The sequence below is a fragment of the Mesorhizobium sp. B2-5-3 genome (genome assembly GCF_006441005.1).
GTDB lineage: Bacteria > Pseudomonadota > Alphaproteobacteria > Rhizobiales > Rhizobiaceae > Mesorhizobium.
This window is the reverse complement of record NZ_VFUS01000010.1, coordinates 131244-143796: the sequence shown is the minus strand read 5'-3', so window position 1 is coordinate 143796 and position 12553 is coordinate 131244. Positions and strand designations below refer to the sequence as shown.

Sequence of the window (12553 nt, the reverse complement as noted above, 5' to 3'; positions counted from 1 at the left end):
CATGGCGCGACGAAGGTCCCCAAAGGCACGGCAGCGCACCCGCAAGATAGTGTGGGTGCATCCATCTTCATGTAGCGTCAGGTAGAGAATTTATGTTTAGCTTTTTGAAATTGTCTAAAGTGGAACGAATGGCTTCAAAGCGAAATCGTCTGCAGCAGTTCATCGAAGCACGAGCCGTTCTTGGTGATGATTTCTTTGGGGGGTGGGAAGAGCAAGACGCTAGACTTTTCGCCAACTACACAGTGCAATCTGCCCCTGAGGCAGGTAAAATCATTGACTACTTTGGCGTTCGTACCAGTGCGCACCTCCATCCTTGGGCGTCCCACATGTCAGGTTCCGTACACGTCTTGCCGCCAATCCCCGACGATCAACTACGTGCGGAAGCAATCGAATATTTTGCAACGCTCGATGCGCTCGAGCGTGCGCCTTCCAATTCATTTACTATGGCAGAGTTCGGTGCCTCCTACGCCCCTTGGGCTTGTTTTTCGGCCGTGTTGGCGAAACGATCTGCGCGAAAAAATATCTCAATAACGGCTGTAGAAGCGAGCAAATATCTGTTTGGTCTTATTGAGGGTCATCTCGCTGAGAACGGGATTTCCGGGCACTCGGCAGATATCAGGCTGGTCAATGGAGCTGTTGCAACCGGAAGGTGTACTCTCTACTTTCCAAAAGTCGCGAGCGCTGCGGAGAACGGAGGTCGAACTGAGAATGGCACCGTAGCAGTTGACTATCTGGGTCGTGTCGTTGAACACGAGGAGGTTCAGGGATATCCGGTTTCCGACTTGTTGCCGGAGGGCGTTACAGATTTGATCCACGTTGATATTCAGGGAATGGAGGGGGATGTTCTTTCATCGGCAATTGATGTCTTGAATGAAAAAGTCCGATGTATCTTTGTCGGAACTCACTCGCGAAAAATTGAGGGCGAGTTGCTCGAATTGTTTCATGCCAATGCATGGACGCTGGTGCGTGAAAGACCCACCAGGTTCAACTATACAAAAGATAGAAAAGAGATTACCGGCTGGACGACAAGAGACGGCGGGCAGTATTGGTTAAACCCGCGGATTAAGTGAGCAGTCAAGGATAGAAAGTATCAACGATATGATACTGAGTGCTCTGGCCCCGAATCAAATCGTGCTCTGACGGATGTCACGACGCGAGCAACGCCTGAGCTCTACCGAAAACCGCAATAGCCGTGTCTTCCCAGGTTGGAGCATCGTACTCTTTCCGTATCCGCATTTCCGCTTGTGTCAAAGCATACGGATTGTCGAAGTACCATTCCAGCCGCTCTGCCCATTGCTGAACGTCCCATGGATCGAGGTACTCTATCAGATCGCCGCCGACTTCCGGAATCGAAGCTGCATTTGAGGCAAGGCAGAACTTTCCTGCGGCAAGGCTCTCGGCGACAGCTAACCCCCAACCTTCATACAGTGACGGGAAGACAGTAAACAGCGTATTTTTATAGAGCCAGTTAAGATCCGCATCGCTCACATTCGTAAGCACTTTCACGAGATCCTTCACGCGGTTATCAAATCGGAGATCCGCGAGAAAGTCGTTTACTCCCCAGCCAGGCATGCCGACGAACACGAGGTTCGGCAGGTTTTTGACTCCCTTGTCCATCAGGCGCGTATATGCGCGATAAAGCGTTTCGTGATTTTTCCGGCGTTCGATCGTCGACACGAAAAGGATGAAACGATCACCAGATGCCTCCTTTGTTTGAGTAGAAACGCCAGCATTATTGGATGTTGGAAGATGACTTCCAAGCTTGATAACGGTAGTTTTTGGTACAGGCGTTCCAAGCTCTTCCAATAAAGTGAGTAAGTCACGTTTGCTGCATTCGGAAATGCTTACAATTTCGTCCGCACACCAGGCAAGATCAGCAAAATAACGGGCGAACTTTGCGGCTACATCACCAACGCAAAGGTGAGGAAATTTTACCGGGATTAGATCATAACAGCAGAATATCGTTTTGAAGCCCAGAAGTCCCTTCCGTTCGGCAACGAAGGTAAGGTCTTTTTGATCCCAATCCAATCCAAGCGAGACATAGACATCTCCCTGAGAAAAGAGGACGCCGTCTGTTTGGGGCCTCGAATTTTCCAGCAGAGAAAGTGTTTGGGCCGCTGGACTGCGCCATGCGCGAACAGCCCTTCGGAATTCTCGAAGGCCATTTATGCTGGCCTCCGCGGCTTCTCGTCTGACGGCCAGAAAACGAAACATTGATTCACCAAACCCACCCGGCAGTTTGTTCAAAATCCGCCGAACGACTGAGGCCAGTCTGCGGATCAAGGGAACGGCAGGGCGTGTGACCAAGCTGTCGTCAGCCGATGATGCAACGAGCGTTTGGTGAACATGGCCAATTCTGTCTATCGCGCGTCGTAGATCGGAGCCTGTAACCCTTATGTAGCCAGCCTTCCGATCAAAGCGACAGAATTCGACAGCGGACTCTAAGTGGTCAAGAGCATATTTTCCGCATTCCATTTCAACTCTAATGACCCCAACCGCAGGGCGAGTCCACTGGAGTATTGAGGTAACATCAAGCCAGATTTTATTCACTACGCACACTTTTCGCATTTCAGTTTCTTAACCATCGCTGGCAAGCAAGCCAAACAAACGTCCCACCGTAAATTTTTACGACGTTCCAATTGTTGGGACCCTGCCTGCAAAGGTGAAGCTCGCGGGCGAATGAGGACATCCCTGATTGCTCGTTGAAATTCTTTTGCATTACCTCCCACAAACACTTCCGGCAGATCGATAAATGATTCGAAGCCTCTGTAGGCAGATGGCGTGCCGACCACATATGCCCCAGAATACAAAGCTTCTGCGGTTTTAATATTCGAGCCGCCCCCAAAAGGTATTGGCAATATGAACCCGTGAGCCAGCGTTTTAACGGCAGCAAGGTCACGATCAGGTAGTGGGAACAACAATTGTAGCCGTGACAGATTCAATGTCGACCATTTCGTATTATTCATCACTCGATAAATGTGTTCGGTTACGCTGCCCGCAACGACCAGCTTGCTTGTTGGAGGAAAGCAGCCGAGCGATCCTCCGAAGACCTGCGCAAAGCCTGTAAAATTGGGTGGATGTGCGCTCGCCACGTAGAGGAGCCAGGGTTGTTTCGGAAGCCTCTGTCGCCACTCTGCAATTGCTTCCTCATCGGCTTGCCAAGGTTCAATTCCATTGGGTAATAATTTGACGTTGTTCGTCCCCCAACTCGTCAAGACGTCAACTTCGTCCTGCGTAACTGCGATAGTTAGATCGGCCTCTCGTGCAGCCTGCCTCTCAAGCCGGTCAACCGCTTCAATTGCGTCTTCAAATTCCACAACATTCCAATCATTGAAGATCCCACGTTTCAGCGGAGCTTCAATATTTTGCGATCCATAGACAAGAAGCGACGAAGAATATTGTTGACGCTCTCGCAGGATTTTAGCCAGCGGCCATAACCATGGCTGTTCAACATGGATGACATCAATCTGACCCGAAATACTCGCCAGTATTTGAGGTAACCCGCCATCTTCACTGCTGGCGAATGCACCCGATGTGATGTCCGTAACGAACGGAACGTGCCTGCCGTTGAAAAGTCTGTGGGGACTATCTAAAGGAAATAAGATGTCATCGGGTCCTATACTCGATTTCTGGTAGCCCTCTTCAGGGTATACGGCTAGGGGGGTGACTTTCCACCCGGCGCTCTCATAGGCCCGCTTGATATTGAGGAGGCGCACCTGTCCTCCGTGCTGCGGGACCGCAATGGGGTAGGTGCTTAGAAGTAGGACCGTCCTTGGCTTGGTCATGAACATTTTGCCTGTAATTGATTGGCGAGGGATTAGGACGAAAACTTTCGGCGAATCTGAGCCCATCTCCATTGGGCTTTACGGTTCACAGATCGCAACGGCCTTGTGACCCGCCAGGAGACCGAAGCAAAAGCTTCAGCGAGGCGGGCCTCCAACTGCAATCTTGCCTCTCGTTCCTCAGCGAGCTGAGCCTCTTGAGCAAATTTCGCGTTTTGCTCTTCGGCAAGGCGAATTTCCAATTCGGCCTTTGCGCTTCGTTCCTCGGCGAGTTGAGCCTCCTGAGCAACTTTCGCGTTTTGCTCTTCAACTAGACCGGTTTCCAACTGCGCTCTGACGCGTTCGGCTTCTGCGTTCCGCTGGTGCAGATTGGTAAGTTCCGCTTGCTGGGAGGCAATCTTTCCGTTCAGGTCGCGCAGAGCAGCGGCCTCTCTATTTTCTGTGCGGATCAGAACATCCCTGAGGCGCCAGATTTCGCCCGGAAACCGGCTAGTTCTCGAGCGAGTTCCCGGCGGGGGTGCACTCTCTGCTCGAAGTCGCTGGACGTCAGAAATTTGCTCGGTTTCGTGGCCCGCCTCGTTGAGCCATTGCACTACCCGCTGCTCGAGTGGTTCGAAAAAAGCCGCATCTCGTTTGTCGTACGGCGCCTGGGCTACACGACAGTCGGAAAAGTCCACCCCTTGTATGCGGTGAGAGTCGAACTTCTCCAAAATTTTCTCACGATAATCGGAGCTCGACGAAAGTTGGTCGATATTTATCGAGAAATCGGCTGCCCGCCGTGCCTCCAACATCGTGAGCATATATAGTGTAAAATATGTAAGATAACTCGCTTCGGCCGAGGGGCGTCGCAATCCGTAAAATGAAAATTGGGCGGATATGCTCGTTTCGTCACAGGCCTCAAAGCCGATATGGTCCCTTAAAATGGAAATGACGCGGGGAGCTCCCGGAGCATTCAAGATAACTTGGTGTGCCGTGTCGAAATAGTCGGTCGCTTTCAGTGACCACCATTGATCCCAGGGATTGCGCCAGAGAAAAACATGAGAGCCGCCAAGCTGCTCTTTTAAAACAGCTATCCGGAGCGGTGTTCGGCATTCCTGAATGATCGGTTGAGCTGGAGCGGCTTCTATGATCGCCCTAAGATAGGCCGACGTTGCGCCCACTGCGACGCCGCCAAAATAACCGGAGTAGACTATCTCGGGCGATATGACATCTTTCCAAGCGGAATGGAGATCGTAAAGCTCTTGGAAATATGGCGTTTCAAGCTCAGGGTGGCGCGCGGTTCGCTGAAACGAGCCTGAGCCTTCAAATGGCAAGAGTAAATCAGGATTATAGCGCGAATAAAGTGCTATTTCATGGATAGGCTCTTGAAAGCAAGTATAGCATGGCTTGCCGTCATGCTTTACGCGCCTTAGCGCATTGAAAAGATACGTGCTGCCGCTTCTGTGGAGCGAATGAATAAATAAGGGGTCGCGACCCGATTCATTCATGAAACGAAATCCAACTCGAAGGACGCGTTGAGGTGTGTGGTCCCCATAAAAAATGGATGATCTGTATTTACAACATCGAAGACAATTTTGTTGTCGACCTTGTGGTAGACCTCCGTCAGGTGCGTATCATCGCGGTGAAGGCCAAATGAGACGGCATAGGAGCCGGGACCGAGAGCGCAATTGAAACGCAGCGTCGAAAGTAGAACCTGTCCAGCACGGGGTTTTTCGATGATTTGCTTTGTGTGCCAGGTATTGCTGCCCCAAATGATCTGGCCGGTCCGATCGGCGATACGGTGCCCAATGACAAGGCGGTCAAGATCGCGATTTATCGTGATACGGGCTCGGATTTCCAATTCTTCGCCTGTGCGCGCCACCTTTATCGGCGTTTCACCATCTGGATGATAGACGTCGATGGCCTCGACTTTGGCGAGGTCGTTGCCAAATTCTGTATAGGACCATCCATTCTTGTTTCGCTTCTGCTCGATGGACAGCTTCGCGTTCTCCCGCTCCGCGATCATCGCATTGTAGTAGTCGACGACTTCGTCCGGCTTGCCGTCCTTAAGAATCTTGCCCTTGTCGAGAAGGATCACCCGGTCGCTTAATGCTCGAACGTCGCCCATGCCGTGAGTGACCAGGATAATGGAAGCGCCTTCCGCCTTGAACTGCCTTATCCGGTCGAAGCTCTTGTGCTGGAAGTAACTGTCGCCCACTGAAAGAACCTCGTCCACGATCAAGATATCGGGTCGTTTCGCCGTGGCGAGTGCGAAGGCGAGGCGCGCTAGCATACCGCTCGAATAGATTCTGGTGGGCTGATCGAAGAATTCGCCGATTTCGGCGAACTCCTCGACGCTGGGCATCAAGGCCGTCAGCTCCTGTTGGGAAAAGCCCATCAGCCCCCCCGCCTGGTATATGTTCTGACGCCCGGTGAACTCGGGGTTGAACCCGAGACCCAGTTCGAGAATGGCACTGACCCTGCCGGTCACCGTAATCGATCCGGCTGTCGGACGAACGGTGCCGGTGATCATCTTGAGCAGCGTGCTTTTTCCGGCGCCATTCTGCCCGATCAGTGCGACGGCCTCTCCCTGCTCGACTTGGAAGGAGACGTCCCGGTTTGCCCAGAATTCGCTTTGCGGCGCGATGGACGCGCCGAACCAGTTGGCAAATCTTTGCAGATTGCTGCGGTATGTGGCGTAGGACTTGCCCACGTGGGAGACGTCAAGGACTAACGGCATCAGAGGGCATCCACCAGCTCAGGGCTCGCCCGGCGAAACACGGTAAAGGAGAGCAGCATCGCAAGGCCGCCGATCACAACGGTGGGCAGGAGACTTGTCCAGTGCGGCCCTTGGTTGAGCAGGAGGGCGTCTTGATAGAGCCCGACCAGAGGCGTCATGGGATTAAACGCAAGCAGCCACTGAAAATGCTGGGGCACGACGCTTCTCAAGTAAACGATAGGCGTGAACCAGAACCAAAGCTGCATGAAAACACTCATGAACTGAGCGACGTCGCGCGCGAATACATTCAGCACCCCCAGGAAAACGCCGATGCCGAATGCCATGGCTGAAATTACCAGCATTCCAGGAACGAGATACAGCCATGCCAAACCGGGAAAATGGCCGAAAAAAAGGAATATGATCATGATCGCGGCAAGCAAAAGGACGTGATTAATGAGCGCACTTCCCAGAATGATCACTGGAAGGCAGAGACGAGGAAAAGCAATCTTCTTCATTGCAGAAGCCTGCTCGATGAAGATGCCGATACTCCTGTTCAATATCTCGCTGAAAAGACCCCAGGCGGCCATGCCCGAAAGGAGATAGATCGGATAGGCGGCCGTATTGTCGCTATTAGGCATGCGGGCGCGCATGACTTCCGCGAGAACGATCGAAAAAATCAGAGATTGTGCGAGCGGGTGGAGAATGAACCAAAGCGCCCCCAGGCGCGAACGTGCAAAACGACCGCGCAGTTCACCTTTGATGGAGGAAATGACGAAATGTCGATAGTGCCATAGGCTTCGGAACATAGGTTTGACCTTTGTGCGCTGTTATGACGACGTCAGCGGACGTTACATACCCGATGCCAATATCCGAGAACGTCGGCTATTGTCTGTTCGAACGGCACTAATGGCTCCCAATTCAGCCTGGCGCGTGCTTTTGACGCATCACCCCAAGCCGAGGGGATATCGTTTGGGCGGAATTTTTCCGGATCAGCGCGCACTTCGATATCGATGCCTGCCTGTGCGACAAGCATATCCAATATGTCGTGGATTCTTCGGGGCTGCCCGGATGCGATGTTGTAGACATGGTCCGGTCCGTCATCCAAATCCATCGTCGCGGCGCTCGCATAGGCGCGCACCACGTCGCGAACATCGAGGAAGTCGCGCTCGGCTTCAAGATTGCCGACCTGAATGACCGGCTTGTTCTTGCCCGATACGATCTCTGCAACTTGGCGTGCGAAGGCGGAGACAACGTAGGCATCGGACTGGCCCGGGCCGGTATGGTTGAACGGGCGAAAGCGGATGGCGCGCAGGCCGTCATAGGCCATTTGACCGATCATCAGATCTGCTGCTGCCTTGGTAGCGCCATAGATCGTCATTGGCCGAAGCGGGGCACTCTCCGTCACCGGGCCGCGGGCGCTTTGGAAGGAAGCGCCGTACGCTTCCGAGCTGCCAACGTAAACGAACCGTGCCTGTGGCGCGTGGCGCATCACGGAATCGGCAAGATTCATCGTGCCTGTAACATTGACGTTCCAGGCATGTCGCGGCGCATTGCGTGCATCGGAAGGGGCGGCGACCGCTGCCAGATGGATAAGCGCGGTGGGCTGTACCTTCTGGACGGCCGTGTCGACCGCGTCCTGGTCCAGCAGATCGATCGGGTTTTGCCCTTCGCCGTGACCAAAAGCAAAAACCTCGCAGGAACCGTGCTCCCGCTCCAGCAACTGCAAGAGTGTCGTGCCGACGAACCCACTGGCCCCGGTTATCAGGATGCGATGCGTCAACGTGCCGATCATGTTGGCAAAGAGGGCTTTCCGATTACCCGCGGCTCGGCGGGTTGGTAAGGCGGTCGAGGTCCGCGTCCACCATTTCGCAGATCATTGCTTCCAGCGAGGTCGTCGCCTCCCATCCCAGCTTCTGCTTTGCCTTGGCGGGATTTCCGAGCAGAATTTCGACTTCGGCCGGTCTGAATAGGTCGGGATCGATCACAAGATGGTCATCCATCTTGAGCCCAACATGCTCGAATGCGATTCGGCACATGTCGCGCACAGTTGTCGTCCTGCCTGTCGCAACCACGTAATCGTCCGGCTGGTCCTGCTGTACCATCAGCCACATGGCGCGGACATAGTCCTTGGAATGACCCCAGTCACGCTTGGCGTCGATGTTGCCGAGACGCAATTCCTTTGCCATGCCTTTCTTGATGCGCGCGACCGCATCCGTGACTTTGCGGGTGACGAACTCGATGCCGCGAAGCGGAGATTCATGATTGAACAGGATGCCGCTTGAGGCATGCAGGCCGAAACTTTCGCGATAATTGACCGTAATCCAGTGACCATAGAGCTTCGCCACCGCATAAGGGGAACGGGGGTAGAAAGGTGTGGTTTCCGATTGCATCGGCTCCTGGATAAGGCCGTACATTTCCGAGGATGATGCCTGATAGAAACGGGCCTCCGGCGATTCCAGGCGGATTGCCTCAAGAACATTGGTCACGCCTATGCCGGTAACGTTGCCTGTCAGGATCGGCTGCTGCCACGATGACTTGACGAAAGATTGGGCCGCAAGATTGTAGACTTCATCCGGCTTCACATCGCGCATAGTTCTAACCAGACCGGACAAATCCGTGAGGTTTCCGTCCACGATCCGAACGTCTTTCTCGATGCCGAGCCACTTCAGGCGCGTGGTGTTCACATCGGCAGTGCTTGAACGCCGTGCAAGTCCGTGAACCTCATACCCTTTGGCAAGCAGAAGCTCCGCCAGATAGGCGCCGTCCTGCCCGGTGATGCCGGTAATCAAAGCTGTCTTTTTCATCGATGTTCTCGGTTTATCCGGTGACTGGTCGCCAAGCACCCAATGGATTGTCAGGCGCGGCCGTATACGTCGTCAAAACGCACGATATCGTCCTCGCCGAGATAATCGCCGCTTTGCACTTCAATGATCACCAGGTCAATCCGGCCCGGGTTTTCCAGCCTGTGTTTATGACCGCAGGGGATGTAGGTTGACTCGTTTGTCGCCAGGAACAGCTCCTGGTCGCCATTGACTATTTTCGCGGAGCCGCTGACCACGACCCAGTGCTCGGAGCGATGGTAGTGCATCTGCAAACTCAAACGTCTACCGGGTTTCACCTCGATGCGTTTGATTTTGAAGCGCTCGCCCTCCTCCAGAACCGTATAGGTGCCCCACGGCCTATGTACGGTGCTGTGGACCAAATGCGCCTCATGCCCGGAAGCCTTGAGGCCCTCGAACAACTTCTTGACGTCTTGAACGCGATCGCGGGAGGCGACAAGCAATGCGTCGGGAGAATCCACGATCACCAGATCGCTGACCCCGACCGTGCCGATGACGCGTTTGTCGGAACTTATATAGCTGCCGGTGGTGTCGACCATGTGAACATCGCCGCGTAGCCTGTTGCCGCTTTCGTCAGGAGTGATCAAATCGGCCATTGCGTTCCAAGATCCGATGTCGTTCCAATCCATGTCGCAAGGAACCACGGCAAGATTGTTCGCCTTCTCCATAACCGCATGATCGAGAGAGATACGCGGAGCGGAGCCAAAATGCTCGGGCGCGAGTTCGATTTTGGCAAAGCCTTCGCCTTGACTGAATCGGCCGTTCTCATAACTGTCGGAAACCGCCTGGATCACTTCGGGGCAATGCAAAGCCATCTCGTCGAGCATGCGTTGCGCGCTGAAGCAGAATATCCCCGCGTTCCAGAAGAAGCGTTTGGAGGCGACATAGGCCTTGGCTGTGTCGAGATCCGGTTTCTCAACGAAGCGGACGACTTTCTCACCATCGGCTTCGATGTAGCCGAATGCCGTGTCCGGTCTGGTCGGGCTGATGCCCAATGTGGCAATCCGCCCCAGTTTTGCGTATTCGATGGCCCGGCCCATAACGTCTAGAAACGCAGGCAAGTTGCCAATCATGTGATCGGCCGGGAAGACGCATAGAATCGCATCAGGGCCCTGCGTTGCCTTGGCATGGACAGTGGCTGCCGCCACGGCAGCGGCAGTATCCCGGCCTTCCGGCTCGAGCAGAAACGTACGCGGCAACACAACCGAATCCAGTTCGTCGAAGTCGTCCTTCGTGAGGAAAAGGTGGTCCCCGGACGTTACAGCCACGAGTTCCACCACGCCCTCAATGGACGCGGCGCGCAGCACCGTGTGCTGAATAAGCGAATGCCCATCCGCCACTTTAAGAAAAGGCTTGGGGTGCGATTGCCTTGAGGCAGGCCATAGTCGCGATCCGGCTCCACCGCTGATGATGACGGGAACCACTTTCATGAAATGACCTCTGCTTCGTTTGTGGATGCGATTGCCAGCGCCCTGTCGAGCGTCAGCGCCACAATCGCTCTCGCTCTGCCTGGGTCTGCTGCCTCCGAATAGCAGCGAAGTTCAGGCGCGTTGCCGGACGGCCGCAGATGGATGATCTCGCCAGTCAGCATTTGTGTCCTTAGGCCGTCGGTCTCGTCAACTTCAGCAACAGTCCCGAACGGGGCCAGAAACCGCTGCAGTGCAGGCCGATCCGCGAGCCGGCGCATCAAGCTGCGCGAACTCTCCACCGGGAAATTCTCAAGGCGTTCGCTTGCACAAGCCGGAAGATTCCACAACGCGCGCAGACCTGACAGCGATTTTCTTGTCGATGCGACCATCCCGAGGACAGCCAGGATGGGGAGCAGTGAATCCCGTGTCGGCAATGCCGTCAATGTCTTGCCGTGTAGCGAACAGTCCGACCCCAAGAGAACGCCACCATTGGCTTCAAAGCCCACAACGATTTTCCCGGGGCGGTGTGAGGCTTCCATGGCTTCGACAACAAAGGGAGATCCGACCTTCGTTCTCAGAACCGTAAAACCGAAGGCTTTCGAAATACCTGAATTCGAAGTCACGGGCGTCACCACGATGTCAGCCCGCAGGAACAGAGCCGTGGCGAGGCCGATCAGGTCGCCGCGAAACAGGTCACCATTCTCGTCGGCAATCAGTGGCCGATCAGCATCGGCATCGGTCGACACGATGGCGTCGAGGTGGAATTCCCGCGCCCAACCCTTGAACTTTGCAATTGTGGTTTCGTCAACGGCTTCGGTATCGACGGGTACGAAGGTCTCCGATTTCCCGACAGGTGTCACATCTGCGCCAAAGGATCGGAGAACCTCCACCAGAAGATCCGCCGCGACCGAACTGTGCTGATAGACGCCGAGCCTCAGGCCCGAAAGGGACCCAGGCTCCAAGATGTCATCGGCGCGCGCGCGATAGGCGGCGATCGCATTGTCGTGATGTCCCGGCAAAGCCGTACCTATTGGCGGCGGGGGGCAATAGGCGTCTAGCCGTTCGGCAGCATAGTGTGCCATAGCGGCTTCATCGGCCTTGGTGATCTCGCCCCGCGGGCTATAGAACTTGATGCCATTGCGGTCCGCAGGGATGTGCGAACCCGTAACCATGAGCGCCGCTGCGTCATGCTGCCCGGCATACAACGCCAAGGCTGGCGTTGGAATGGCACCGCAATCGATCGGTTGAAACCCACTTGCCGCCAAGGCAGCCATGCAGTTGGCGGCGATCGTCGGACTGCTATCGCGCAAGTCGCGACCAACGAACACCTTGGCCTTCGATCGGACCCCATCGGCAACGAGACGCCAAGCGAAAGCCTCCGTATAAAGGCCGCTGGGTTTCCCGACTAATTCTGAAGCCAACCCTCGCAGGCCACTTGATCCAAACTTCATCACTTCGCTTTGGCTGGTAAAGGGAAGACCGTCATATTGCAGCAGACTTGGCTGTCAACCGCAAAATCGCTTCGGGCGGTTCACCTTTCCTTCCAGCTATCCACACTGCATTCCCAGCCGCGTCGACAGGGTGAGAGCCGTCTGGCGTCAAGGACCGAGCGATGGCCTCACGATCGCGCTGCCGGCATTCTCGAACCGCTTGATATCTGCGGAACCATAGGCCATAGGTCGAGAGCAGACCGCACCAGGGCAAAGAGTAGTCAAGGATTGACCTCTCCGGCCGACCCCTCTCTCTATCCTGAGTTGCTGTCGGACTCTAGGGCTCTTTGCAGTTGATGTGCAAGATCTTGATCAAACGGACTTTCTCTTCACC

At 54.7% G+C, this 12553-nt stretch carries 10 protein-coding genes; 1 reads left to right on the top strand and 9 read right to left on the bottom strand.

Features of this window, described 5'->3' with window-relative positions; genetic code table 11:
- Positions 1-92 precede the first annotated feature (92 nt).
- Positions 93-1070 (top strand): FkbM family methyltransferase, encoded by a 978-nt coding sequence (locus FJ867_RS22505; RefSeq protein ID WP_140818631.1) that lies wholly within the window; start codon positions 93-95, stop codon positions 1068-1070.
- A 76-nt stretch (positions 1071-1146) separates the two neighbouring features.
- Here the strand turns inward: FJ867_RS22505 and FJ867_RS22500 are convergent, their stop codons facing one another.
- From FJ867_RS22500 to FJ867_RS22460, 9 genes are all read right to left on the bottom strand, one after another.
- Complete coding sequence (locus FJ867_RS22500; RefSeq protein ID WP_181168412.1) at positions 1147-2247, bottom strand: glycosyltransferase family 1 protein; 1101 nt, start codon at positions 2245-2247, stop codon at positions 1147-1149.
- Positions 2248-2549: 302 nt separating this feature from the next.
- Positions 2550-3716 carry a glycosyltransferase gene (locus FJ867_RS22495; RefSeq protein WP_181168411.1) on the bottom strand — a complete coding sequence of 389 codons (1167 nt, stop codon included), beginning with the start codon at positions 3714-3716 and terminating at the stop codon, positions 2550-2552.
- Between the two features lie 101 nt (positions 3717-3817).
- Positions 3818-5269, bottom strand: coding sequence for a hypothetical protein (locus FJ867_RS22490; RefSeq protein WP_140818625.1), 1452 nt, complete (start codon positions 5267-5269; stop codon positions 3818-3820).
- Positions 5266-6501, bottom strand: a complete 1236-nt coding sequence (locus FJ867_RS22485; RefSeq protein WP_140818623.1) for an ABC transporter ATP-binding protein — start codon at positions 6499-6501, stop codon at positions 5266-5268. The genes FJ867_RS22490 and FJ867_RS22485 overlap by 4 nt, the downstream gene beginning before the upstream one ends.
- On the bottom strand, positions 6501-7286 hold the full coding sequence (locus FJ867_RS22480) for an ABC transporter permease (protein WP_140818621.1): 786 nt from the start codon (positions 7284-7286) through the stop codon (positions 6501-6503). The genes FJ867_RS22485 and FJ867_RS22480 overlap by 1 nt, the downstream gene beginning before the upstream one ends.
- A 32-nt stretch (positions 7287-7318) precedes the next feature.
- Positions 7319-8272 (bottom strand): GDP-mannose 4,6-dehydratase, encoded by a 954-nt coding sequence (locus FJ867_RS22475; RefSeq protein WP_140818619.1) that lies wholly within the window; start codon positions 8270-8272, stop codon positions 7319-7321.
- Between the two features lie 22 nt (positions 8273-8294).
- Entirely contained in the window at positions 8295-9284 is a 990-nt protein-coding gene (gene gmd / locus FJ867_RS22470; RefSeq protein ID WP_140624488.1) for a GDP-mannose 4,6-dehydratase, read from the bottom strand.
- A gap of 50 nt (positions 9285-9334) precedes the next feature.
- Positions 9335-10750 carry a mannose-1-phosphate guanylyltransferase/mannose-6-phosphate isomerase gene (locus tag FJ867_RS22465; RefSeq protein ID WP_140738177.1) on the bottom strand — a complete coding sequence of 472 codons (1416 nt, stop codon included), beginning with the start codon at positions 10748-10750 and terminating at the stop codon, positions 9335-9337.
- Positions 10747-12180, bottom strand: coding sequence for a phosphomannomutase (locus FJ867_RS22460; RefSeq protein WP_140655814.1), 1434 nt, complete (start codon positions 12178-12180; stop codon positions 10747-10749). Before FJ867_RS22460 ends, FJ867_RS22465 begins: the two co-directional genes overlap by 4 nt.
- Positions 12181-12553 lie beyond the last annotated feature (373 nt).

Excerpts from the sequence above, each read along its gene's own strand:
- FJ867_RS22505 (WP_140818631.1), top strand. The coding sequence starts at position 93 with ATGTTTAGCTTTTTGAAATTGTCTAAAGTGGAACGAATGGCTTCAAAG.
- FJ867_RS22490 (WP_140818625.1), bottom strand. The coding sequence starts at position 5,269 with ATGAATGAATCGGGTCGCGACCCCTTATTTATTCATTCGCTCCACAGA.
- FJ867_RS22485 (WP_140818623.1), bottom strand. The coding sequence starts at position 6,501 with ATGCCGTTAGTCCTTGACGTCTCCCACGTGGGCAAGTCCTACGCCACA.
- FJ867_RS22480 (WP_140818621.1), bottom strand. The coding sequence starts at position 7,286 with ATGTTCCGAAGCCTATGGCACTATCGACATTTCGTCATTTCCTCCATC.
- FJ867_RS22475 (WP_140818619.1), bottom strand. The coding sequence starts at position 8,272 with ATGATCGGCACGTTGACGCATCGCATCCTGATAACCGGGGCCAGTGGG.
- gmd (WP_140624488.1), bottom strand. The coding sequence starts at position 9,284 with ATGAAAAAGACAGCTTTGATTACCGGCATCACCGGGCAGGACGGCGCC.
- FJ867_RS22465 (WP_140738177.1), bottom strand. The coding sequence starts at position 10,750 with ATGAAAGTGGTTCCCGTCATCATCAGCGGTGGAGCCGGATCGCGACTA.
- FJ867_RS22460 (WP_140655814.1), bottom strand. The coding sequence starts at position 12,180 with ATGAAGTTTGGATCAAGTGGCCTGCGAGGGTTGGCTTCAGAATTAGTC.